Source organism: Curtobacterium sp. VKM Ac-1395 (assembly GCF_015350975.1).
Lineage (GTDB): Bacteria > Actinomycetota > Actinomycetes > Actinomycetales > Microbacteriaceae > Curtobacterium.
In genome coordinates this window covers 422092-446208 of sequence record NZ_JADKRX010000002.1, presented here as the reverse complement: position 1 = coordinate 446208, position 24117 = coordinate 422092, and the positions used below count along the sequence as shown (strand labels likewise).

General features: G+C 72.0%; 20 protein-coding genes and 1 tRNA gene. 3 read left to right on the top strand and 18 right to left on the bottom strand.

From position 1 onward, the window contains the following. Window positions 1-24: 24 nt before the first annotated feature. From lnt to ITJ68_RS06680, 8 genes are all read right to left on the bottom strand, one after another. Entirely contained in the window at window positions 25-1581 is a 1557-nt protein-coding gene (gene lnt / locus ITJ68_RS06715; protein WP_194660504.1) for an apolipoprotein N-acyltransferase, read from the bottom strand. Window positions 1582-1682: 101 nt separating this feature from the next. Beyond that, complete coding sequence (locus ITJ68_RS06710; protein ID WP_194660503.1) at window positions 1683-4133, bottom strand: DEAD/DEAH box helicase; 2451 nt, start codon at window positions 4131-4133, stop codon at window positions 1683-1685. Continuing rightward, a complete protein-coding gene (gene tatC, locus ITJ68_RS06705; protein WP_194626190.1) occupies window positions 4130-4882 on the bottom strand; it encodes a twin-arginine translocase subunit TatC in 753 nt (250 codons plus the stop codon). Before tatC ends, ITJ68_RS06710 begins: the two co-directional genes overlap by 4 nt. A gap of 556 nt (window positions 4883-5438) precedes the next feature. After that, window positions 5439-6410 (bottom strand): helix-turn-helix transcriptional regulator, encoded by a 972-nt coding sequence (locus ITJ68_RS06700; RefSeq protein WP_194660502.1) that lies wholly within the window; start codon window positions 6408-6410, stop codon window positions 5439-5441. Beyond that, a complete protein-coding gene (locus ITJ68_RS06695; RefSeq protein ID WP_194660501.1) occupies window positions 6403-7425 on the bottom strand; it encodes a helix-turn-helix transcriptional regulator in 1023 nt (340 codons plus the stop codon). The genes ITJ68_RS06700 and ITJ68_RS06695 overlap by 8 nt, the downstream gene beginning before the upstream one ends. Before the next feature lie 95 nt (window positions 7426-7520). Then, window positions 7521-8426, bottom strand: a complete 906-nt coding sequence (locus ITJ68_RS06690) for an FKBP-type peptidyl-prolyl cis-trans isomerase (protein ID WP_194660500.1) — start codon at window positions 8424-8426, stop codon at window positions 7521-7523. Between the two features lie 43 nt (window positions 8427-8469). After that, a complete protein-coding gene (locus ITJ68_RS06685) occupies window positions 8470-9507 on the bottom strand; it encodes a tRNA (adenine-N1)-methyltransferase (protein ID WP_194660820.1) in 1038 nt (345 codons plus the stop codon). 26 nt (window positions 9508-9533) lie between these two features. After that, on the bottom strand, window positions 9534-10367 hold the full coding sequence (locus ITJ68_RS06680) for an HAD family phosphatase (RefSeq protein ID WP_323743238.1): 834 nt from the start codon (window positions 10365-10367) through the stop codon (window positions 9534-9536). Window positions 10368-10507: 140 nt separating this feature from the next. Between ITJ68_RS06680 and ITJ68_RS06675 the strand changes: the two genes are divergently transcribed. Then, window positions 10508-11440, top strand: coding sequence for a proteasome assembly chaperone family protein (locus ITJ68_RS06675; protein WP_194660499.1), 933 nt, complete (start codon window positions 10508-10510; stop codon window positions 11438-11440). 232 nt (window positions 11441-11672) lie between these two features. Here the strand turns inward: ITJ68_RS06675 and mshC are convergent, their stop codons facing one another. The 3 genes from mshC to ITJ68_RS06660 form a co-directional block, all read right to left on the bottom strand. Next, a complete protein-coding gene (gene mshC, locus ITJ68_RS06670) occupies window positions 11673-12914 on the bottom strand; it encodes a cysteine--1-D-myo-inosityl 2-amino-2-deoxy-alpha-D-glucopyranoside ligase (RefSeq protein ID WP_194660498.1) in 1242 nt (413 codons plus the stop codon). Next, window positions 12911-13738: an undecaprenyl-diphosphate phosphatase gene (locus tag ITJ68_RS06665; protein WP_194660497.1), complete on the bottom strand. Its 828-nt coding sequence runs from the start codon at window positions 13736-13738 to the stop codon at window positions 12911-12913. Before ITJ68_RS06665 ends, mshC begins: the two co-directional genes overlap by 4 nt. A gap of 63 nt (window positions 13739-13801) precedes the next feature. Further along, entirely contained in the window at window positions 13802-15127 is a 1326-nt protein-coding gene (locus tag ITJ68_RS06660) for a M20/M25/M40 family metallo-hydrolase (RefSeq protein WP_194660496.1), read from the bottom strand. Between the two features lie 179 nt (window positions 15128-15306). Between ITJ68_RS06660 and ITJ68_RS06655 the strand changes: the two genes are divergently transcribed. After that, window positions 15307-15392: transfer RNA gene (locus ITJ68_RS06655), tRNA-Leu, on the top strand. 150 nt (window positions 15393-15542) lie between these two features. Here ITJ68_RS06655 and ITJ68_RS06650 read toward each other — a convergent pair. Next, window positions 15543-16127 carry a hypothetical protein gene (locus tag ITJ68_RS06650; protein WP_194660495.1) on the bottom strand — a complete coding sequence of 195 codons (585 nt, stop codon included), beginning with the start codon at window positions 16125-16127 and terminating at the stop codon, window positions 15543-15545. 17 nt (window positions 16128-16144) lie between these two features. After that, window positions 16145-17284, bottom strand: a complete 1140-nt coding sequence (locus ITJ68_RS06645) for a zinc-dependent alcohol dehydrogenase (RefSeq protein ID WP_194660494.1) — start codon at window positions 17282-17284, stop codon at window positions 16145-16147. A gap of 299 nt (window positions 17285-17583) precedes the next feature. Here ITJ68_RS06645 and ITJ68_RS06640 point away from each other — a divergent pair, with 299 nt between their 5' ends. Further along, the gene (locus ITJ68_RS06640) at window positions 17584-18006 is read left to right on the top strand and encodes an alpha/beta fold hydrolase (RefSeq protein WP_194660493.1); all 423 of its coding nucleotides are present in this window, start codon (window positions 17584-17586) and stop codon (window positions 18004-18006) included. A gap of 73 nt (window positions 18007-18079) precedes the next feature. Here ITJ68_RS06640 and ITJ68_RS06635 read toward each other — a convergent pair whose 3' ends face one another. From ITJ68_RS06635 to ITJ68_RS06615, 5 genes are all read right to left on the bottom strand, one after another. Beyond that, a complete protein-coding gene (locus tag ITJ68_RS06635) occupies window positions 18080-19408 on the bottom strand; it encodes an NAD(P)/FAD-dependent oxidoreductase (protein WP_071275294.1) in 1329 nt (442 codons plus the stop codon). A 70-nt stretch (window positions 19409-19478) separates the two neighbouring features. Next, a complete protein-coding gene (locus ITJ68_RS06630; protein ID WP_194660492.1) occupies window positions 19479-19682 on the bottom strand; it encodes a hypothetical protein in 204 nt (67 codons plus the stop codon). Between the two features lie 31 nt (window positions 19683-19713). Next, entirely contained in the window at window positions 19714-21504 is a 1791-nt protein-coding gene (locus tag ITJ68_RS06625) for a DEAD/DEAH box helicase (RefSeq protein WP_194660818.1), read from the bottom strand. Between the two features lie 98 nt (window positions 21505-21602). Continuing rightward, window positions 21603-22853 carry a DNA polymerase IV gene (gene dinB / locus ITJ68_RS06620; protein ID WP_194660491.1) on the bottom strand — a complete coding sequence of 417 codons (1251 nt, stop codon included), beginning with the start codon at window positions 22851-22853 and terminating at the stop codon, window positions 21603-21605. Next, entirely contained in the window at window positions 22850-24103 is a 1254-nt protein-coding gene (locus ITJ68_RS06615) for an acyl-CoA dehydrogenase family protein (protein WP_194660490.1), read from the bottom strand. The genes dinB and ITJ68_RS06615 overlap by 4 nt, the downstream gene beginning before the upstream one ends. Window positions 24104-24117 lie beyond the last annotated feature (14 nt).

Genomic DNA, 24117 nt, shown 5'->3' with positions numbered 1-24117 from the left:
TCCCAGTGCCGCGACCGGGGAGGGTCAGACGCCGGCGGGACCTCGGCGGCGACGACGACGCCACGGGGCGCAGGCGAGCAGCACGAGCAGGCCGCCGAGGGAGAGCACCAGGGTGATCGACCCGGACGCCACCGTGGCGGGCGTGGTCGAGGTGCCGAGGGGCACGTCGGTGATCATCGACGTCGCGGTGTACTCCGGCACACGGTCGATCGTCCGGCCGGTCGGGTCGATGACCTGCGAGGCCCCGACCGTCGAGATGTTCACGAGCGAGCGTCCGCTCTCGATGGCTCGCATCCGGGCGATCTCGAGCTGCTGCAGGTTCTCGTCGGTCCCGGAGAAGTCGGCGTTGTTCGTCTGCGCGAGGATCACCTGCGCTCCCCCGCGCGCCATGTCGGCGGTCAGGCCGTCGTCGACGATGTCGAAGCAGATCGCGATGCCCGCCTTGACCCCGGCGACGGAGAGCACGTTCGGCTTCGTCCCCGGCGTGTAGTCACGCTGCAGCAGCCCGATGAGCGACGGTGCCAGCTTGGAGAAGAACCAGCGGTCGGGCACGTACTCGCCGAACGGCACCGGGCGCACCTTGTCGTACGAGGACTGCCAGCCGTCGGCGGTCCACACGAACGAGGTGTTGTGCAGCACCCCGGACGGCGTCTGCGTGATCGCGCCGGCGACGATCGGGGCTCCGACTCCGCGCACGACCTGGTCCAGGTCGTTCGCGATGACCGGCTGCGCTCGGGGGTCGTACTCGGCCGAGGCCTCGGGCCAGACCACGAGGTCGACCCCGCGGGCGTCGACGTCGGTGGCGGCGACCTGCGACCGGAGGACGTCACCCGGCTGGGCGCGGTCGAAGTACCCCGCCGGGCCGTTGCCCTGCACGGACTCGATGCGGATCGTGCCGTCGGTGGCGGTCGGCCACGCGGGCACGGCGAGCACCGCGGCGACGAGCAGGCCCGCCGTCGCGACCCGAATGCGGAGCCGGACGCCCGCCACGAGTCCGAGCGAGACGACGACGGCGACGCAGTAGACGACCACGAACGACACCCCGAGCACACCGACGTAGGCGGCCAGGTGCGCGAACGGGCTCTCGGACTGCGACAGCCCGACGCGGCCCCAGGCGAACCCGCCGTACGGCCAGCTCCCGGAGAACCACTCACGTCCGGTCCAGATCGCGGCCACCACGGCCGGGAGGCCCCACACACGTCCCACAGTCGTCGTCACCACCCGGGCGACCCAGCGGTACGTGAGGGCGAGGGCCACGCTGCCGAGGGCGAACATGGCCGCCTCGAACAGCGCCAACGCCAGCCACGGGACCGGTCCGAGGTAGCGGCCGGCCCAGGAGATCGCCGGCACCCAGAACGCCACTCCGCCGAGGTAGCCGATCCACGCCGCGCGGCGCCAGGTCTGGCCCATCGCGGCCAGGAGCGTGCACGCCACCGCCGGGTAGGCGAGGAACCACCACCCGGGCGTCGGGAACGCGAGCGCGAAGAGCACGCCGCCGATCACCGCGAGCGGCAGCGCGACGCGCACCGGCAGCGCCGTGAAGGGTGACGGCCGGGCGACGCCGCCGAAGCCGCCGGACACCGTCGGGACCGGCGGTGTCTCGGACCCGCCGGGGCGTCTCGGTGGGACGCCGCCGTCTCGCGGAGGCGCGACGGACTCGCGGACGGTCACCGGGCCTCCCGTCAGACCGTCGCGTACGCGACGATGCCGCGGCGGACCGCGTCGGTCGCACGGCGGGCGGTCTCGGCGAGGTCGGGGTCTCCGGCGTTCTTGATCTGGTCGAGGAGGTCGATGACCTGCTTGGACCACCGGACGAAGTCGCCGGCAGCCAGGTCGAGGGCGCGGAGGACGTCGTCGAGGGCCGAGCCCGAGGCCCAGCGGAACATGCCGAGCGCGATCGCCGGCGTGGGCGGCTGCGACCCGGCAAGGCGGGCGTCCCGCTCCACGTCGTCGAGCCGGGCCCAGATCGTGAGCGTCTGGTCGAGCGCCGGGCGGAACGCACCGCGGGGCAGGGCGTGCTCGGTGCCGGGCGCGTCCTCGCGGCGGGGCTGGTAGACGATCGTCGCGGCCATCGCGGCGAGCTGCCCCGGCGTCAGTTCCTTCCAGACCCCGGCTTCGAGGCACTCGGCGACGAGCAGGTCGCGGTCACCGTAGATGCGCTGGAGTCGACGGCCACCGGCGGCGACGGTGGCCTCGCCGGTGCCGTCGTCCGTGGGCACGAGGTAGCCGAGCTGCAGCAGCACGTCGGTGACGCGGTCGAACGTCGTCGCGACGGCACCGGTGCGCGACCGGATCTGCTGGACGAGCTTGTCGTTGACGCGCTTGAGCTTGTACCAGCGCTCGGCCCAGCGGGCGTGGGCTTCGCGGTCCGGGCAGGCATGGCAGGGGTGCCGCTGCAGGGCGCGCCTGACCTCGGTGATCGAGGCCTGACGTTCGGCGCGGGCACCGTGCGAGGCTTCACGGCCGCCGGGGACGTTGGAGCGCTCGAGGTCGGAGAGCTCCCGACGGAGTGCCGCGTACTCGGTGAAGTCGCCGAGGTGGCACTGCATGGACTTCTGGTAGCCGTCGAGCGACTCCTGCTGCGACCGCACCTTCCGCGCCAGGTCGACGACGGAGCGGTCCGCCTGGAACTGCGCGAACGAGGTCTCGAGCACCTCTCTGGTGCGCTGCCGGCCGAACTGGTCGATGAGGTTCACGGCCATGTTGTACGTCGGCTTGAACGAGGAGTTGAGCGGGTACGTCCGACGGCTGGCGAGGGACGCGACCGCCTGCGGCTCGAGGCCGTCCGACCACTGGATGACCGAGTGGCCCTCGACGTCGATGCCCCGGCGACCGGCGCGGCCCGTCAGCTGGGTGTACTCCCCCGGCGTGATCGGGACGCGGGCTTCGCCGTTGAACTTCTCGAGCTTCTCGAGGACGACCGTGCGCGCGGGCATGTTGACGCCGAGCGCCAGGGTCTCCGTCGCGAAGACGACCTTGAGCAGCTTGCGCTGGAAGAGGTCCTCGACGACCTCCTTGAACGCGGGCAGCATGCCCGCGTGGTGGGCGGCGACCCCGCGCTCGAGGCCCTCGAGCCACTCCCAGTAGCCGAGCACCGCGAGGTCCTCGTCGAGGAGCGTGCGGCAGTGGTACTCGGCGGTCTCCCGGATCTCGTTGCGTTCCTGCGAGGTGGTGAGCGAGACGCCGGAGCGCAGGACCTGCCGGACGCCCTGGTCGCAGCCCGCGCGGCTGAACACGAAGAAGATCGCCGGCAGGAGCATGCGCTCGTCGAGCATCCGGGCGATGTGCTCGCGGTGCAGCTTCTCGGTGCGCGGCCCGCGGCGTTCGGGGTACCCACCGCGACCACGTCGGCCGTGGTGTCCGCCGCCGCGGCCCTCGTTGCGGGCGGCACCGCCGACCAGGCGCAGCAGCTCCGGGTTCACCCGGTTGGTCGCCGCGGCACCGGAGGAGTCGAAGAGGTCGACCATCTTGTTCCCGACGAGCACGTGCTGCTCCAGCGGGACGGGGCGGTCCTCCGACACGATGACGTCGGTCTCACCGCGGACGGTCTGCAGCCAGTCGCCGAACTCCTCGGCGTTGGACACCGTCGCGGACAGGCTGACGAGCCGGACCTCGGTCGGCAGGTGCAGGATGACCTCTTCCCACACCGCGCCGCGGAACCGGTCGGCCAGGTAGTGCACCTCGTCGAGGACGACCCAGGCGAGGTCGTCGAGCAGGTCGGAGTCCGCGTAGATCATGTTGCGGAGGACCTCGGTCGTCATCACGACCACCCGTGCCCGCGGGTTGACGTTCGTGTCCCCGGTGAGCAGCCCGACCTCGGTCTCGCCGTAGACGTCGACGAGCTCCTGGTACTTCTGGTTGCTCAGCGCCTTCATCGGCGTCGTGTAGAACACCTTCGCCGTGGGCTGCCGCATCGCCAGCCAGATCGCGAACTCCGCGACGATCGTCTTGCCGGCGCCGGTCGGTGCCGCGACGAGCACGCTGCGGCCCTGGTCGAGCGAGTCGCACGCGGCGAACTGGAACGGGTCGAGGTCGAAGCGGAGGTCGGCGCGGAACAGCTCGAGGTTGCGCGACCGGTTGCGGATCCTGGCGGCCTGGAAGCGCTCGGCGGCGCTCAGCCCGGTGTCGCTCACAGTCCGTACTCGGCGTCGAGCTTCGCCTGACGCTTCGCCAGGCGGCGGTCGTGGAACCACGTGACGACGCACGCCGCGATGTAGAGCACGACCATCGGGACCGCGAGCAGGAACATCGAGATGACGTCGGCACTCGGCGTGACGATGGCGCAGAAGACGAGGATGCAGAGGATCGCCACGCGCCAGGACTTGATGATCGCCTTCGCGGAGAGCACCCCGACGAAGTTCAGCAGCACCAGGAACACCGGCAGCACGAACGCGATGCCGACCGCCACGATGAGCTTGATGACGAAGTCGTAGTAGGCCTTCGCGTCGACGATCGAGGTGTCCTGGCTGGACACGAAGCTGCCGAGGATGCCGACGATGTGCGGCAGGACGTACCAGCCGAACCAGCAGCCGGCGAAGAACAGCGGGATCGCGGTGCCGAGGAAGCCCCAGACGTACTGCTTCTCACGACGCACGAGCGCCGGGACGATGAACGCCCAGATCTGGTACAGCCACACCGGGCTGGCGATGACGACGCCGATGGTGATCGCGATCTGCAGCCGGAGGTCGAACGCGCCCGTGATCATCGGGAAGTTCAGCTCGGCCGTGTGGCCGCCGACCTTCGCGAGCTCGGTCACGGGTGCCCGCAGCGAGTCGAGCACGAACGGCGTGAGGAACCAGCCGCCCACCGCCCCGAGGAGCACTGCGACCACGGCCTTGAACAGGCGGTTGCGCAGCTCGATCAGGTGCTGCCCGAGGGACATGCGGCCTTCGGGTTCCCTGGACTGGCGACCCTGCCGCTTCTCTCGCCCGCGCGCGGTCGTCGAAGCCATGTCCCGATCCTACGGCAGCGGGACCGACAGTCCGCGGCGTGAGCCGCGAACGCACAGGTCGGAGAGCGCGGCGGACGGGAGGCTCGGTGCGGCGCCGCCACGGGCCTCCCCCCGCCGCTGCGCGGCCGCCTGCCGGCGCGAGTGGTCACGACACCCCGCTCACGTCCGACGAGCGGTCGCCGGTCGTCGCCTCCGGCGGCCCGAACCGACGGATCGTGCCCACTCGCCGCTCGACCGACGGGGCGTCGTGACCGGTGGCGCGGCGGACGGGAGGCTCGGTGCGGCGCCGCCACGGCCCTCCCGTCCGCCGCTGCGCGGCCGCCTGCCGGCGCGAGTGGTCACGACACCCCGCTCACGTCCGCCGAGCGGCCGCCGGCCGTCGCCTCCGGCGGCCCGAACCGACGGATCGCGCCCACTCGCCGCTCGACCGACGGGGTGTGGTGACCGGTGGCGCGGCGGACGGGAGGCTCGGGCCGGTCGGCCCGGGTCAGTCGGCGCTGAGCGCCGACGCCGCGAAGTCGCGGACCGCATCCCGCGCCGCGGGCGGGTCGATCACGACGGCACGACCCGGCAGGCCGGCGACGAGGCGGACGACGCCGTCGAACCCGGCGGACGCGGCCAGCCGGATGCGCACCCGGCCGCCGTCGTCGGGAGCGTCGGCGGTGTCGGCGAGGAAGTCGGCCACGAGGGGCAACGACGAGGCGTCGAGCTCGAGCGTGACGATGACGTCGTTCGAGCTCTGCTGGAAGAGGGTGTCCGGGATGACGACGTCCTCGATGGAGCGCTCGGCGGGGCGGTCGTCCACGCGGGCGTTCGTCATCCGGTCGAGGCGGAAGGTCCGGAGCGCCTGGCGGTCGAGGTCCCAGGCGCGGAGGTACCAGTCGGTGTCGATCGACTCGACCCGCAGGGCGTCGACCCGTCGGGTACTGCCCTTGCTGCGGGGCCCGGCGTAGTCGAAGACCAGCCCGCGGCACTCGGACATCGCGCGGCGGATCGTCGTCAGGGTGGCGTCGTGGAGCTCCTGCCCGACGGCGACGTTCGCGGCCGCTCCCCCGGCACCGCGGGACAGCTTGGCCATGAGCGCGCGGATGGCGTCGCGGTCCGCTGCTTCGGGCAGGGCGGAGAGGTACTGCAGCCCGGCGATGAGCGCCGAGGCCTCTCGGGCGGAGAGCCGCGGCGAGTCGTCGATCGCGACGAGGTTCGTCAGCACGATCATCGCGTTCTGCTCGAAGTCGTCCCACGCGATGTCGAACAGGTCGCCGTGCTGGTACTGCATGGTCTCGCCGGGGATGCCGGACACCGCGATGAGCTCGACGGCACGGCGGATGCGGGCCTCGGGCACCCCGAAGTGCCGGGCGGCCTCGGCCACGGAGACGCGCTCGCGGTCGATGAGGTACGGCACGAGGGCGAGCAGGAACGCGAGCTTGTCCTGGGCCTGCAGCGGTTGGGTGTCAGCCACGGAGCGCTCCCTCGGCGTGGTCGGCGACGAGTGCGCGGAGCCGTGCGACGACGCGCTCGCGGACCTCGTCCGGTTCGAGCACGCGCAGTTCCGGCCCGAAGGCGGCGAGCTCCTCGGCGAGGATCTGCGGGTCGACGTAGTGGATGACCAGGGCGCCGTCGGTCGTGGTGGTGGTGTCGCGGCGGCGGGCGAGCCGGCGTTCGGCGTCCGAGCCGGGCTGCACGGCGACGGTGGCGGTGCGCTCGGACCAGAGCCGGTCGAGCTCGGTCAGGGCGCGCTCCCCGGCCCCCGCCGGCGCCGGGTGCTGACCGGCCTGGAACGAGGTGACCGGGCCGACGATCCGGGACAGCAGGTAGTTCTTCACGCCGTCGGTCGAGGGCTCGTACCCCGTGAGCATCCAGCGACCGCCGTGCTGCACGAGCGCCATCGGGTGGAGTTCGCGGCGGCGGGGCTCGTGCTCGCCGGGGGTGATGTAGTCGAAGCGGACGCCGGCGGCGCGGTCGAGCGCGGCACGGAGCGGCTCGAAGGCGGCGTCACGGGTGCGGAGGCGCGGGGCGTAGGCGTCGATGCCGAAGGCCTCACCCGACCCCTCGTCGTCCCCGGCCGACCGGACCTTGAGCAGGCCGCGGCGGGAGTCGGACGACAGGGCGCCTTCTCGCCAGGCCATCGCGGCGAGGGAGAGCAGCGCGGACTCGTCCGGGGTGAAGCGGACGTCGAGCGGCAGGTCGTACTCGCCCTTGGGGATCCGGTAGCGGAGCGTCTGGTTGTTGCCGGCGGCACCCGGGGTCTCGATGGTCTCGAGCGGGATGCCGAGCTCGCGGACGTCGTCCTTGTCGCGCTCGAACTGGCGCTCCAGCGAGGCGTTGTCACCGCCGGTGGTGAACCGCTGCCGGTAGCCCTGCACGTTCGCCAGGATCTCCGACTTGGTCAGCCCGGCTTCGGTCGAGAGCAGCGCGAGCACGAGGCTGAACAGGCGTTCTTCCGCCGGTACGCGGGGCACACGGGTGGCTGGCACGAGCCGATCCTACGGCAGCGCGAGGGTGCAGGAGTGCACCCTCGCGCGAGGTGGTGGACAGTCGGTCAGGGCCGTCCGTGGGGCCGTTCCGGTGATCAGGACGGCATGACCCCGAGGACGTCGATGACGTACGCGTAGGCGATGCCCTGCTGGTGGACGACGGCGAGCACCTGGTCGCCGACGCGGCTGCCGACGATGGCGTTCCGGACGCCTTCCTGCACCTGTCCCTTGGTGAGCGGGACGGTCTGCGCACCCGTGCCGTCGGTCCAGCTCGAGCCGGCGACGGTGGAGTCCTCGCCCCACGTGACGGCGGTGTACTTGATGACCGCGGTGTCCTTCGCGGTCAGGACCGCGCCGGAGCCCTTGCGGAGCAGGTGGGTCTCGTCGCCCTTCGGCGCCGTGGTCGAGGGCACCGTGATGCCGGGCGCTCCGTCCGGCGCGAGCACGACCGCGGGCATGCCGTCCGCGGCGACCTGCGGGGTGCCGGTGGCACGGGCGTCGTACGCGCGCTTGACGTCGATGACGGCAACGACGGCGTCCTCGGTCTTCTTCGTGGCCTTCGCGCCGCTCGCCAGCGCGCTCTGCGGCAGCGCCACCGCGAGGCGGTCCCCGACGTTCGCACACTGCAGGGCGTCGCCCAGGGCCCCGGCGTTCGACGACCCCGCGGTAATCGGGGCGGTCTTGCCGGTGTACCCGCTGGTCTGCGCGACCTTGCCGGTGGCGCCGTCGACGAGCGTGTACTCGATGAGCACCGGGGTGCCGTCGTCGATGCGGCGGCCCTCACCCTGCCTGAGGACCGAGACCTGCGTGCCCTTGGTCGTGAGGCCTGTCGGGATGTTCACCTTCGGCTCGGCACCGAAGCGGCCGGACGCGGTGACGGCCTCGGACGCAGGCCCGGGGGCGTCACAGCTCGTCGGGGACGTGCCCGCGCCGCTCGACGCGCACGCGGTCAGCGACGCGGCCAGTCCGATGGTGACCAGGAGTGCGGGGATGGTGCGCACGGACCCTCTTTCCGTTCGATGCAGGACGAGCGACAGCGGAAGCCTACCGGTCGCCACCATCGGTCTCGGCCGGGCTGCCGGCCTCGGCAGCGGCGACCTTGCGGGCCTGTGCGGCCGCCTGACGCGCGACCTTGCGGAGCTTCTTGTCGCTCGCGGTCCGGTCGCCGACGGCCCCGGGGGTCCAGGCCTCGACGTCCTCGTCGGAGAACTCGGCCTTACTCGCGCGGCGCTTGAGGTTCGGGAGCACGACACCGTCGGCCAGGCGACGCGCGGTCACGAGGAACCCGGTGTGTCCGACCATGCGGTGGTCCGGCCGGACGGCGAGGCCCTCGACGTGCCAGGTGCGGACCAGGGTCTCGCTCGACTGCGGGTCCGTGAAGCGTCCGGTGTCGCGGAGCGCCTCGGCCGTGCGGGACAGCTGGGTGACCGTCGCGACGTAGCAGACGATGAGGCCACCGGGGACGAGGGCGTCCGCGGCGGCGTCCACGCACTCCCACGGGGCGAGCATGTCGAGGACGACCCGGTCGATGCTCTGCTCCTCGACGGCTCCGGGGAGCTCCTCGACGAGGTCGCCCACCGTCACGCTCCAGTTGTCCGGCACGGCGCCGAGGAAGGTGCCGACGTTGCCACGGGCGATCTCGGCGAACTCGTCACGACGCTCGAACGACTGCAGGCGGCCGGTCGGACCGATCGCGCGGAGCAGCCAGAGCGAGAGCGCCCCGGAGCCGACGCCGGCCTCGACCACGCGGGCACCGGGGAAGACGTCCGCGAAGGCGACGATCTGGGCGGCGTCCTTCGGGTAGACGATCGCCGCGCCACGGGGCATCGACATCACGTAGTCGTTGAGCAGGGGGCGCAGCGCCAGGTACTCGTCGCCGGAGCTCGCGGTGATGACCGATCCGTCGGGCTGTCCGATGACGTCGTCGTGCGCGAGCATGCCGCGGTGCGTGTGGTAGATCACGCCGGGCTCGAGGGACAGCGTCGTGAGCTTGCCCTTCGGTCCGGTCAGCTGCACGCGGTCCCCGGCGCGGAACGGGCCACGCGGCGGGGTGTGCGGCGCACCACCGGCGGTGTGCGGCAGTCCGGTCGTGTCGGGGAGCTCGGCGTTCACGAGGTGACCCCCTCGGTGTCGGTGGCCGCCCGGTCGACGGCACCAGGGCCTCCAGGCCGGGACGACGCGGGTGCAGACGACGCAGGTGCAGACGACGCGGGTGCAGACGACGCGGGTGCCGACGACGCGGACGACCCACCGGCGCGCGCAGCCAGCGCCGGCGACGTCAGCTCGACCAGCCGGTCCACGTCGATGCCGGCCAGCGACGTCAGGTAGACGTCCCCGGCGGTCTCGGGGAGCGGGACGATGTGCTCGACCGCGATCGTGACGGCACCGGACGCGACGGCGGCGGCGACACCGGTGGCGGAGTCCTCGATCGCGACGCAGGCGGTGGCGTCGACACCGAGCTCGGCGGCGGCGCGGAGGTAGGCCTCGGGGTGCGGCTTCGGGTGCTCGACGTCGTCACCGGCGACGACGACGCGGAACGCATGGTCGGCGAGGGCGTCGGCGGCCACGAGCGCCATGGTGCGGCGGGACATCGTGACCAGGGCTGTCGGGATGCCGCGGGTGTGCAGTTCCTCGACGAGCTCGCGTGCACCGGGGCGCCACGGCAGGTCGTCGCCCTGCAGGCGCTCCATCACGTAGGAGGTCATCCACTGGACGATCTCCTCGACCTCCATGTCGACGCCACGGTCGCGGAGGATCTCCCCCGAGCGCTCGAGCCCGCTGCCCACGAGGGACAGGCCGTCCTCGTGGGTCCAGGTGGCGCCGTAGCGACCGGTCAGCTCCACTTGGGACTGCTGCCAGATCGGCTCGGTGTCGATGATCGTGCCGTCCATGTCCCACAGCACGGCTGCGGGCTGGACGAGGGCGGGGGGATGCGCAGTCACGGGCGTCGAGTCTACCGGCGGCCGGCGCGGGGCCGACCCGCCCGAGGGGCCTACAGTGGATGCCTGATCGTGTCCGGTCGTCCGGCGCGCCGTCCGCGCGCTGGTGACCCGCTCCACTCCACCTCCAGGAGGTCCGCTCCGTGCCACAGCACTCCCCCTTCAACGACGGCCGGCTGCTGGTCGTCGCGTTCGAGGGCTGGAACGACGCGGGTGAGGCCGCCAGCGGTCTCGCTCGACGCATCGTCGACGCGCTCGGGCTCGACGAACTCCGGGAGATCGACGGCGAGCGGTACGTCGACTACCAGTTCAACCGGCCGAACGTCGGCAGCGACGACAACGGCGTGCGCGGGATCGAGTGGCCCCGCATCGTGCTCCACGGTCCGGGTGAGCTCGGCCGCCCGGTCATCGGTGCCACCGGCTCCCCCGCGGACCGCGACGTCTTCGTGCTCGTCGGCCCCGAGCCCTCGCGCACGTGGCGGGCGTTCTGCGCCGAAGTCATCGACCTCGCCGACGTGTACTCGATCGACGCCGTCGTCTTCGTCGGCGCGATGCTCGCCGACGTCCCGCACACCCGGCCGATCTCGGTGTTCGTGTCGAGCGAGAACGCCGAGGTCCGCCAGGCCTTCGACGTGGACAAGTCGTCGTACGAGGGCCCGACCGGCATCCTCGGCGTGCTGTCCGACACGATGGACAAGGCCGGGCTGACCACGCTGTCGCTCTGGGCGTCGGTGCCGCACTACGTGCACAACGCGCCGTCACCCAAGGCCACGCTGTCGCTGCTCGACAAGATGGAGGAGCTCACGGACGTCACCGTCCCGCGCGGCACCCTCCTCGACGACGCCTCCGAGTGGGAGGAGGGCATCGACGCCCTGGCCGCTGACGACGAGGACATGGCGTCCTACATCGGGCAGCTCGAGCAGGCCCGCGACACGGTCGACTCCCCCGAGGCCTCCGGGGACGCCATCGCGCAGGAGTTCGAGCAGTACCTGCGCCGTCGGGAGCGCAAGGACGGCAAGGACGGGGGCGGCTCCGCGGGCGAGGGCCCCTGGCGGCCGCCGCAGCCGCCGCAGTAGCGCGCGCTGGAGGCGGGTGGTCCCGCGCGTGGTGAGTCGTCTCGTGCGTTGCGGGTCGATTCGCGCGTAACGCGTCGTTCCTTCGGACCCGCAACGCGCGTTCCGGCGTGCCATTGCACGTGACAGGGGTCGGAACGTACACCCATGACGGACGGGAGGCTCGGTGCCAGCTGGCACCGAGCCTCCCGTCCGTCATGTGGCCGGCCCGTCCCCCAGGAGACGGAGCAGCGCGTCAGCCGATGCGGATGCCGAGGAGCGCGTCGACGACGTCGACGAGCGCCGGGGTCGAGCGCGTGCCGCCGGCGACGGCGGTGTCGACGGCGGCCACGGCGCCCGGCGTGTCGAGGTCGTCCGCCACGCGGGCACGGAGTCGTGCCACGACGTCGTCGGCGTCGTCGGCGTGTCCCGCACCGCCGGAGGCCCAGGCGTCCCAGGTCGCGAGGCGACGGGTCGCGCTCGCGAGCTCGCCGTCGAACCACTCCCAGTCGTCCGAGTACCGGTGCGAGAGCAGCGCCAGCCGGATGGCCCGCGGGTCGGCGCCGTCGTCGAGCAGTCCGCGCACGGTGACGAGGTTGCCGAGCGACTTCGAGATCTTCTCGCCCTGGTAGGCGATCATCCCGGTGTGCACGTAGGCGTTCGCGAGCGGCTGGTGCGCCAGGGCCGCAGCGTGTCCCGCACTCATCTCGTGGTGCGGGAAGACGAGGTCGCTGCCGCCGCCCTGCACGGTGATGGGCAGGCCGAGACGGTCGCCGGCGATGACGCTGCACTCGATGTGCCAGCCGGGACGCCCCGGGCCGACCTCGGTCTCCCAGCTCGGCTCCCCCGCTCGGGCGGCGCGCCAGAGCAGCGGGTCGAGCGGGTCGCGCTTGCCCGGGCGGTCGGGGTCGCCGCCACGCTCGGCCGACAGCGTCAGCATCGTCTCGCGGTCCAGGCGGCTCTCGTCGCCGAGGGCCCAGGACTCGGTCGGGCGGTTCACGTCGAAGTAGAGGTCGTCGCCCTCGGAGTCGGGGGTCGGGACGCTGTAGGCGTAGCCGGTCTCCTGCAGGAACGCGATCGCTTCGGCGATGCGCTCGACCTCGTCCGTGACGGCGACGTAGTCGTCGGGCGGCAGGATGCGCAGGGCTTCCATGTCCCGTCGGAACAGGTCGATCTGCGACGCGGCGAGCTCCTGCCAGTCGACGCCGTCCCGCGCGGCGCGTTCGAGCAGCGGGTCGTCGACGTCGGTCGTGTTCTGCGCGTACTCCACGTCGAAGCCGGCGTCACGCCAGGCCCGCCCGAGCGTGTCGAACGCCAGGTAGGTGGCCGCGTGGCCGAGGTGGGTGGCGTCGTACGGGGTGATGCCGCACACGTAGAGCGCTGCGCGGTCGTCCCCGCGCGTCGGGTCGACGGGCCTGCCCACGGCCGTGTCGTGCACGACGGGGCGAGGGCCGTTGCCGGGGACCTCGGGGACGGACGGGGCCTGCCAGGCCCTCACGGGTTGATCACTCCGAGCGACAGCAGCACGATCAGCACGATACCCAGTGCGATCCGGTAGTACACGAAGGGCATGAAGCTCCGCGTGCTGATGTAGCGCATGAACGCGGCGATCACGACGTACCCCACCCCGAAGGCGACGACGGTCGCGATCAGCGTGTCGGCCAGGCCGAACGGTGCGCCGGTGTCGCCGAGGCTGGTCGCGGCCTCGTACAGGCCGGACAGGAACACGGCGGGCACGGCGAGGAGGAACGCGAACCGGGCGGCGGCTTCGCGGGTGTACCCGAGCGCCAGGCCCATCGACACCGTCGCGCCCGAGCGGGAGACACCGGGGACGAGGGCGAGCACCTGGGCCAGGCCGACCAGGATGCCGCCGCCGAAGGTCATCTGCTCGATGCGGCGCTCCTTGCGGCCGACGCGGTCGAGCACACCGAGCACGACACCGAAGACGATGAGCACGACCGCCACGATCCAGAGCGACCGGAACGTGGTCTCGATCGTGTCCTGCAGCAGCAGCCCGACGACGCCGATCGGGATCGTGCCGAGGATGACCAGCCAGCCGAGCCGGACGTCGGGGTCGGTGCGCGGCACCCTGCCGGAGAGCGAGCCGAACCAGCGGGCGACGATCCGCGTGATGTCCCGCCAGAAGTAGATGAGCACGGCGGTCTCGGTGCCGAGCTGGGTCACGGCGGTGAACGCGGCGCCCGGGTCCTTGGCGTCGGGCAGGAACAGCCCGACGATGCGCAGGTGCGCGCTGGAGGAGACGGGCAGGAACTCGGTCAGTCCCTGCACGAAGCCGAGGAAGATGGCCTCGAGGATGTGCACTGGCGCGGCCTTTCAGGGTGGGTCGTCGTCGGGCGCCGCCGGTTCAGGCGACCGTCAAGTGTCTCAGTACGAGCCGAGCAGGTCGCCGAGCACGCGCCGACCGAACGCCAGCGACTCGAGCGGCACACGCTCGTCGACCCCGTGGAACATCGCCGGGAAGTCGATGCCGGCCGGCAGCTGCAGCGGCACGAAGCCGTAGCCGGCGATGCCGAGGGTCGACAGGGCCTTGTTGTCCGTGCCGCCGGAGAGCAGGTACGGCAGCACGGGGGCACCCGGGTCGTGACGACCGAGGACGTCCCGCACGGCGTCGACGAGCGGCGCGCCGAAGTCCTGCTCCATGCCGATGTCCCGGTGCGACATGACCACCTCGACGTCGTCCCCCGCCAGTTCGTGCACGCGGGCGAGCACGGTGTCCTCGTCCCCGGGCAGGCAGCGGACGTCGATGAGCGCCTCGGCCGCGTCGGGGATCACGTTGTGCTTGTAGCCGGCCCGCAGCACCGTCGGGTTCGTCGTGGTGTGCAGCGCCGCGTGGATGAAGCGCGAGGCGGACCCCGTCGCGAGGGCGATCTCGTCCGGGCCGGTCACCGTCGGGTCGACCCCGAGGAAGCGGGCGATCTCGGTGACCATGGACTCGGTCGTCGCGGAGAGCCGGACGGGCCACTCCTCGCTCCCGATCCTGGCGACGGCCGCCGCGACCTTCGTGACGGCGTTGTCCCGGATGACGTGGGACCCGTGAGCCGCCGTGCCGCGGGCGACGAGCTTGATCCACATGAGGGCCTTCTCGCCGGTCTGCAACAGGTAGGCACGCCGGTCGTCGAGGGTGACGGAGTAGCCGCCGACCTCGCTGATGGCGGCCGTCGCCCCGGCGAAGACCTCGGGGTGGTTCGACACCACGTGGTGGGCGCCGAGCACGCCGCCGGCTTCCTCGTCCGCGAAGTACGCGACCACGAGGTCACGTTCGGGGGCACCGTGCTCGGCGATGACGTCACCGAGGGCGGTCAGCATCATCGCGTCCATGTTCTTCATGTCCACGGCACCGCGACCCCAGAGCATGCCGTCCTGCACCACGCCGCCGAAGGGGTCGACGCTCCAGTTGGCCGGGTCGGCGGGGACGACGTCGAGGTGCCCGTGGACGACGAGCGCGGGCTTGTCCGGGTTGCGCCCCGGGAAGCGCGCGACGACGCTGACGCGATCGGGTTCGGACTCGAACAGCTGCGGCGTCGCGCCGAGCTCCCGGAGCGCTGCCTCGACGTAGTGGGCGGCTTCGGTCTCGCCGGCCGAGCGGCCTTCCCCCCAGTTGGTCGTGTCGATCCGGATGAGGTCGCGGGCGATCCGAGCGGTGGCTTCGAGCTCCTGGTCGGCCGTGGTGCCGTGCGCGTCCGTCGTCATGCCACCACGCTACCGGCCGGGTCCGACGGCGCCGGCAGCCCTGCCCCGCGTCGACGCGCCGTCAACGCGCCCGGGATGTCCAGCCGTGTTCAACGGACGTTCAGACCCGTGCTAATGTCTTCTCCGGCAGCAACGCCGGGGAAACCCGCCGGGGCCGTCGCACGACAGCAAGACATCCTGTCCGGATGGCGGAATTGGTAGACGCGCTAGCTTGAGGTGCTAGTGCCCGTATTAGGGCGTGGGGGTTCAAGTCCCCCTTCGGACACGCAGTGTTGAGACACGCGGCGAACGGCCCACCTTCGGGTGGGCCGTTCGTTTTGGTGCGCCCGGATGCAGCTGGCTCGTCCCGGAACGACATCATCGCTGTCGTACGACCTCGACGACGTCGTTCCGAGTCGGCCCCCGGAACCAGCCCCTACCGCCGCCGCAGCACCCGCCGCACGACGAGCAGCAGCACGCCACCGGCGACGACCGCGGGCCAGTTCACGACGAACGGGTCCATCCACGTGTGGTGCGTGTCGGGCCGCGTGCTCCCGAGCCGCGACGCGACGGGACGTTTCCCCCGCTCGGCACCGATGCCGGTCTCCCCGATCAGGTCGTCCGGCCGCCCGCGCAGCGCATCGGTCACCCGGTGCGTCGCGACGTCGATCCGGTCGCCCACGACGAGCAGCATCCAGTGCGCCAGACGTCCCTCGCTGAAACGGCGGTAGGCGTACCGCCGTACGGCCCCGGCGAGCCCCCGGAGCGGCTGGGCGGTCCCGAACACGGGCGTCAGGTGCGCGTGCTGGATCGAGCGTTCGCGTCCCGTCCCGCCCGGCTGCTGCTCCGGCTTGTCCCAGTGGGCACCGGTGGCGGAACCGGCCTCCCTCGACAGCTTCGGCACGCTCGGCCGGTCGGCGGGGTCGAGGTCGCTCCCCCACCCGGGGATCCGCGCCCGGAGCTCGTCCGCACTCGGCGCGTTGCGCTTGCCGTCGGCGATGTACGCGATGTGGTCCGTCATCTCCTCGTCCTCCCTGCTCACGGCACGATCACCGTCTTGATGCACCCGTCGAGCTTCGCGGAGAACAGGTGGTAGCCCTCGGCGATGTGCTCGAGCGGGATGCGGTGCGTGATGATGTCGCTCGGCTTCAGGTGTCCGGCCTGGATGTGCTCGAGCAGCCGCGGCCACTGCCGCTTCACGGGTGCCTGGTTCATGTGGATCGTGACGCCCTTGTTCATGGCGTCACCGAACTTCACCAGGTTCGGGATCGGCCCGTACGCGCCCATGGCCGAGACGGTGCCGCCCTTGCGGACGCCGTCGATCGCCCAGTTCAACGCGACCGGTGAGCCGCCCTGCATCTTGAACTTGGCAGCGCTGACGTGCTGCAGGAAGTTGCCGTCGGCCTCGGCACCCACGGCGTCGATGACGCTGTCGGCCCCGAGGTAGTCGGTCTGCTTCTTCATCTCCACGACCACGTCGTCGACCTCGGCGTAGTTGATCGTCTCGGCGTGTGCGAACGTCCGCGCCTTCTCGAGGCGGTACTCGAACGCGTCGATGACGATCACGCGGCCGGCACCCATGAACCAGGCCGACTTCGCCGCGAACAACCCGACGGGGCCGGCGCCGAGGACCACGACGGTGTCGCCCTCGCGGATCGAGGCGAGCTGCGCCCCGAAGTAGCCGGTGCCGAGCGCGTCGGTCATCAGCAGTGCGTCGTCGGGGTCGAGCCAGTCGGGGATGACCTGCGGCCCGACGTCGGCGTACGGCACGCGGACGCGTTCGGCCTGCCCGCCGTCGAAGCCACCGGTCGTGTGCGAGTACCCGAAGATCCCGCCCACCGCGGTGGCGTTCGCGTTGACGTTGTGGCAGTTCGTGAACAGGCCCCTGGCGCAGAACCAGCAGGTCCCGCAGGAGATGTGGAACGGCACCATCACCCGGTCGCCGACGTTGAGCGTCTCGACCGACGACCCGATCTGCTCGACGACGCCGATGAACTCGTGGCCGAACGTGTGGCCGACCCGGGTGTCGGGCATCATGCCGTGGTACAGGTGCAGGTCGGATCCGCAGATCGCGGCCCGCTCGACCCGGACGATCGCGTCGTTCGGGTGCTCGATGCGCGGGTCGGGCTTCTCCTCGACCCGGACGCGGTACGGACCGCGGTACGTCATGGCGCGCATGGACGCTCCTCTCGCTCGTCCGCCCAGGGTGGCGAGCGACGCGTGGGAGCCGTTCCAGGTCTGCGCATGGTGACCAATGACGGACGGGAGGCTCCCCACCGGTCACGGCCGTCCCGCCGCTGGCGCGTCGGTCCGGTACCGGCCGGCCTGGGCCCAGGTGCCAGCTGGCACCGAGCCTCCCGTCCGGCAACGGTCGCCTACGGCGACCGCCCCCGGGCTCGCCGCGCTTTCGCCGTCAGCGACCGCCGGCTACACGAACGAGGAGCAGCACGCCCGACGAGGGTGAGAGCCCGTCGGACATGGACGCTCGCTTCCCCGCCACGTCGCTGCGCGACCACCTCGTCTCGCTGCCCACCACGGACCCGGCCGACGACCAGGACGTCGACCTGTCCGTCGCTCCCGAGGCGTTCCTGCCGGTCTTCGCCGCCGGCATGGACGAGGAGACCGCAGCGGTCCTGGCCGTCTCGCAGCGCCCGTTCGCGGTGGCCGCCTACACGGAGGCGGCGTCTGCTGCGGCCTGGAAGGCGAAGCCCAGCTGGGGCATCGTCGCGACGGCCGACCAGACGGTGCAGCCCGAGGTGGAACGCACCGGGTACGAGCGCGCCGGGTTCCGGGAGGTCATCGAGGTCGACGGCCCGCACCTGCTGATGCACACCCACCCGGCCGACGTCGTGCGCGTCATCGTCCGGGCACTCAGCGAGACGGCCGACCACACGGTCTGATCGGCGACCAGACGACGGACGGGAGGCTCGGTGCCAGCTGGCACCGAGCCTCCCGTCCGTTGTGTGGAACTGATCAGCTCTTGCTGGCGTCCACGAAGGAGCGGCGCGGATCCGTCTCCTTGATGAGCGAGGTCGCGTCGCGACCGGAGACGGCGCCGGTGACCCAGCCGATGACGATGCGCGCCTTGCGGTTCAGCGTCGGCATCGCGTACACGTGGTACGAGCGGTGCGCGAGCCACGCGAACAGGTTCGTCATCTTGATGCCCTTGATGTTGGCGGCACCCTTGGCGACACCGTACGAGGCGACCGTGCCCACGGAGACGTGGCGGTACTCCTCGAGCGGCTTGCCCGTGATCGTGGCGACCACGTTGTCCGCGGCGACGACGGCCTGGCGGACGGCGTTCTGCGCGTTCGGCGGGTAGTACGCCGGCTGCTTGTCGGCGGTCAGGTCGGGGACCTGCGCGACGTCGCCGAGGCCCCACACGCCGGGGACGACCTCGTGGGTGTCCTCGGCCTCGACCTGGAGCTTCGCGTTCGCGGCGAGGTGGCCCTTCGGTCCGCGCGGCAGGTCGGAGGCGTCGAGGAGCGGGTTCGGCTTGACACCCGCGGTCCAGACGAGCAGGCCGGTGGCGAACTCGTCGCCGTCGGAGAGCTTGACGACGCCGCCCTCGCAGCTCGGCATGGTGGTCTTCAGGCGGACGTCGATGCCGCGGGCGCGGAGGGACTCGAGAGTCCACTTCGACAGCTCCGGGCCGACCTCGGGCGCGACGCGGTCGAGGGCGTCGATGAGCACCCAGCGGGGCTGCTCGCCGGCGAGCGACGGGTACGTCTTGATCGCGGCCTGCGAGACGTCGAACAGCTCGCCGATGGCCTCGACGCCGGTGTAGCCACCGCCGACGAAGATGCTGGTGAGCAGACGGCGACGCTCGTCGTCGTCACGGGTGGCAGCGGCCTTCGCGATGTTGTCGAGGAGCTTCGCGCGGACGTAGGCGGCCTCTTCCACGGTCTTGAAGCCGACGCCGACCTCGTCGAGGCCCGGGGTCGGGAAGGTGCGCGTGACGGAGCCGAGCGCGACGACGAGCTGGTCGTAGCCGAGCGTGCGGTCGTCGCCGCCGGCCGTGGCGATCGAGACGGTCTTGTCAGCGGAGGAGATCCCGGTGACCTTGCCCTGGATGACGCGGGTCTTGCGGAGCGCCCGACGGAGCTCCACGGTGACGTCCTTCGGGGCGATGTGACCGCCGGCGACCTCGGGCAGGAACGGCAGGTACGTGTAGTACGTGTTCTGGTCCACGAGGGTGATGCGCATCGGCACGGTCGCGGCGTGCTTCTGCAGCTGCTTGACGGTGGAGTAGCCGGCGGAGCCGCCACCGAGGACGAGGACGTGAGGGATCGAATCTGCCATGAGACCGGTCTACTCGATCCGGGCTCACAGCGTCATCATCGCCGCGCGGATCGGGCAGATCGGATGACGATCAACGACGGTTGTCGCGCAACCGCCACCAGGCGGTCTCCGCGAGCTCCAGGCCCGTGTAGACGCCGTGTGCCGTCCGGCGTGACTCGACCAGGCTGAAGCGGCGGAGCCGGTAGCCGCCGCCGAAGCGGTCGATCACCGCCTCTGGAGACGACGACTCGTCGCGCTTGACGAGCCAGGTGCGGTCGTCGACCTCGACGATCACGGCGCCGGAGCGGTCGTCGCTCGCGACCGGGTCATCGTCGGCCGCCGATGCGGGACCGGAGGACGTCGATCCGCTTCTGGATCTGCTCGATGCTCGCCTGTGCGACGGCCGGACCACCGCTGATGCGGCGGAGCTCGGCGTGGATCGACCCGTGCGGCTCGTTCGAGTGCCGCGACCAGATCGACACGAGGCGCTGCAGCTCGGAGCGCTGCTCCTTGATCGTCATGTACATCGGGCGGTCCGGCTCGGGCGCCTTGGGGTGTCCGTCCTTGACCGCGCGGCCCTTCGACCGCTTCGCCTGGGTGGCCTGGCGCGCGCGGAGCAGGTCACGCACCTGGTCGGGTTCGAGGAGCCCGGGGATGCCGATGAAGTCGAGTTCCTCGAGGGACCCGATCTCGCCGCCGGTGCCGAACTCGCCGCCGTCGTAGAGGACCCGGTCGAAGGACGCCTGCGAGTCGAGGGCCTCGAACGGCTGCATGTCGAGCAGGCTCTCGGAGGCGCGGTCCTCCTTGTTGGCCTCGGCGACCATCGCGTCCTCGGGGTTGTACATCCCGTCCTCGGCGTCCTTCGGGCGGTCGAGGGCGTGGTCGCGCTCGAGCTCGAGGGTCGCCGCGAGGGCCATCAGCCCCGGCACGCTCGGCAGGAACACCGAGGCGGTCTCGCCGCGACGACGGGCGCGCACGAAGCGGCCGATGACCTGGGCGAAGAACAGCGGCGTGCTGGCGCTCGTGGCGTACACGCCGACGCAGAGCCGGGGCACGTCGACGCCTTCCGACACCATCCGGACGGCGACCATCCAGCGCGAGGTGTCCGCGGCGAACGCGCCGATGCGGCTCGACCCGGCAGCCTCGTCGGAGAGCACGACCGTGGGCCGCTCCCCCGTGATCTGCTGCAGGATCCTGGCGTAAGCCCGTGCGGTCGTGGTGTCCGTGGCGATGACGAGCCCGCCGGCGTCGGGGACCCCGCGCCGGACCTCGGTCAGGCGCGTGTCGGCGGCCTGGAGCACGGCCGGCATCCACTCGCCCTCGGGCGAGAGCGCCGTCCGCCAGGCCTGGGCGGTGATGTCCTTCGTGACCTGCTCGCCGAGGGACGCCGACATCTCGTCGCCCATCCGGGTCTTCCAGCGCATCTGTCCGGCGTAGGCCATGAACAGGACCGGGCGGACGACGCCGTCGGCGAGGGCGCGGCCGTACCCGTAGTTGTAGTCGGAGATCGACGTCCGGATGCCCTGCTCGTCGGGGGCGTACTGCACGAACGGGATCGGCGCGGTGTCGGAGCGGAAGGGCGTGCCGGACAGCGACAACCGGCGGGTGGCGCCGCTGAACGCCTCCCTGATGCCGTCGCCCCACGTCAGGGCGTCGCCGCCGTGGTGGACCTCGTCGAGGACCACGAGCGTGCGGCCGCCCTCGGTGATGCGCTTGTGGACCTCGGGGTTCATGCCGACCTGGGCGTACGTGATCGCGACGCCCTGGTAGTGCCGGCCGAACATGCCGTCGCCGTTCTTGAACATCGGGTCGATGCGGATGTTCACCCGGTCGGCGGCGTCGGCCCACTGCCGCTTCAGGTGCTCGGTCGGCGCGACGACCACGATGCGGTCGACGGTGCCGCGGGCCAGGAGCTCGGTGGCGAGCCGGAGCGCGAACGTGGTCTTGCCGGCGCCGGGGGTGGCCGCGGCGAGGAAGTCGCGCGGCTCGGACTCGAAGTACTTGGTGAGGGCTTCGACCTGCCAGGCGCGGAGCTTCGACGCCGTGCCCCACGCCGCACGGTCCGGGAAGGCCGGGGACAGGTGCTCGGCGGCCGCGTTGCCGGCGATCTCCGCCAGTTCGGCCGGCCCGAGGTCGAGTTCGGGGCCCTGACCGCCGGGTGCGGCGGGCTGCTGGTCGTCGTACTCCGCTGCGCTCACTTCAGGCGATTCTACCGTCACCCGAGGTCCTGCCGAGCATGGGGCGGTCGCTGCTGGGGCGCACCCCGGACGAGCGACGCCGGTCGCAGCACGCCGGCGCCGAAGCGTGCGGTGACGGCGTCGACGGTCGTCTCGGTCTCCCGCCACGGCGCGTCGTCGTCCCACAGGGCGTTGCTCGCGGCCGTCGGCACGAGGTTCTCCCCGCGCACGCCGATGAGCCGGATGCGGTTGCCCGGCTTGTGCAGCACGTCGTAGAGCTCGACGGCCTCGCGGTGGATGCGGCGGGCGACGTCGGTCGGCTCGGCCAGGGTGCGGGACCGGGTCAGCGTGGTGAAGTCGGTGTACCGGACCTTGAGAGCAAGGGTCCTGGCCTGCACGTCGGCACGGCGCATCCGCACGGCGACCTTCTCCGACAGCCGCAGGAGTTCCCGCGCGACGGCGTCGCGGTCGGTCAGGTCGGTGCCGAAGGTGACCTCGTGCCCGATGGACTTCTCGCCGACGGCGGTGTCGACCCGGCGGGGGTCGCGGCCCCAGGCGAGGTCGTGCAGCCGCTGCCCGCCGGCGGGACCGAGCAACGCCACGAGCGAGGCGAGCGGTGTCGTCGCGAGGTCGCCGACCGTGCGGAGCCCGCGGTTCTCGAGGGTCTCCTGCGTCTTGCCGCCGACGCCCCAGAGCGCGGACACGGGCTGGGGGTGCAGGAACGCGACCGTGTCGGCGGCGGGCACGACGAGGAGCCCGTCGGGCTTGGACCGGCTGGAGGCGAGCTTCGCCACGAACTTCGTCGACGCGGCGCCGACGGAGCAGTGCAGCCCCGTCTCGGCGAACACCGCGCGGCGGATGGCCTGGCCGATCTCCCACGGCGTGCCGTACAGCCGCAGGGCACCGGCGACGTCGAGGAAGGCCTCGTCGATGCCGAGCCGCTCGACCTGCGGGGTGAACTGCTCGAACACCCGCATCACGGCGCGGGACTTTGCCTGGTACTTCTCGAAGTGCGGCTCGACGATCACCGCGCCCGGGCAGCGGCGCTTGGCGACGGCCATCGGCATCGCGGAGTTGATGCCGTACTTGCGGGCTTCGTAGGTGGCGGCGGTGACGACCGAGCGGTCCGAGTCGTGCCCGACGATCACGGGCAGCCCGACGAGGTCGGGGCGGTCGAGCAGTTCGACGGAGGCGAAGAAGGCGTCCATGTCGACGTGCAGCACCGTCGCGGTGACGTCCGCGACCGGCTGGTCGGAGACGAGCCGGTTGCGTCCGTCCTGCTTGCTCACGAGGAGATGGTGCCACCGGCCGCCGACATCGGCGCCGCGACCGGCCCCGATGCCACGGCCGGCCCGGCCACCGGCTCCGCAGCCGCCGCCGGTCCGAGCATCGCGGCCGCGATCGTCCTGGCCGCCGAGTCCCTGGTCGACGGGTGGTACTGCCCGGCCCGGACGTCCCTGGCCAGGCGGGCGAGCTCGCCCGTCGCCCGGAACGCGCCACCACCGACGACCCGCATGGCCTCGTCCACCACGTGCTGCGCGGTGTCGACCGTCCGCGCCTTCGTCCCGACGAGCAACGGGAACCACCGTGCCCCGTGGTCCTCGAGCTCGTCGACGTCACGGGCGAGCGCGTCGACCTGCAGCGCGACCGCGTCGACCGCGCCCTGCATGTCCGCCACCGCGCGCCGGACGTCCGGGTCGTCGGCGCGTGCCCGGCCGTCCAGCCCGCGCCGGTCACGCACGTGCGCCACGGTGAGCTCCACGGCCCGCTCGGCGATGCCGACGTACACGGACGCGACGAGGAGCTCGAAGGCCGCGAACACCCCGAAGACCAGCGGGTCGGCCGTCGGACCGACGGGCAGCGACCGCACGATCCGGTCCGCCGGCACGTGCACGCCCTCGAGCAGGGTCGTCCGGCTCTGCGTCGCCCGCATGCCGAGCGTGTCCCAGTCGTCGAGGTGTCGGATGCCGCCGTCGGACCGCAGCGCGAAGCCGTGCACCAGCCGCGGCTCGGCGCCGCTGACGTCCTTGCCGAACACGCTGAGGACGTCCCACGCCGGTGCCAGGGACGTCGAGACCTTCGTCCCGGTGAAGCGGTAGCCCCCGTCGCCGTCCGGCTCCGCGACGGTCAGCGAGTCGAACAGCACGCGGTCGTTGCCGGGCTCGCTCACCCCGAAGGCGAGCAGTCTGTCCGCCGCGGCGTGGGTCGTGACGGACTGGAGGAACGACTCGCCCCGCGCGGACACGCTGCGGGCCGCCTGCACCCAGACCTGGTGCATCCCGAGCCCGAGCGCTGTCGCCGGTGCCGCCCGGGCGAGCCGGCGCTGGACGGCCGCGGTCGCACGCAGCCCGAGGCCGCTGCCGCCGTCCGCGATCGGCACACCGATCCGCAGGTAGCCGGCCGCCCGGAGCTCGTCGAGGTCCTCGGCGGCGAAGGCGTTCTCGGCGTCGTACCGTGGCGCCCGCTCCGCGATGCGGACGAGCAGGTCCTCGGGGAGGGTCCAGGGGCGGCGCTTGCCGGTCGAGTTGGCCTCGGTCATGGCACGAGACTATG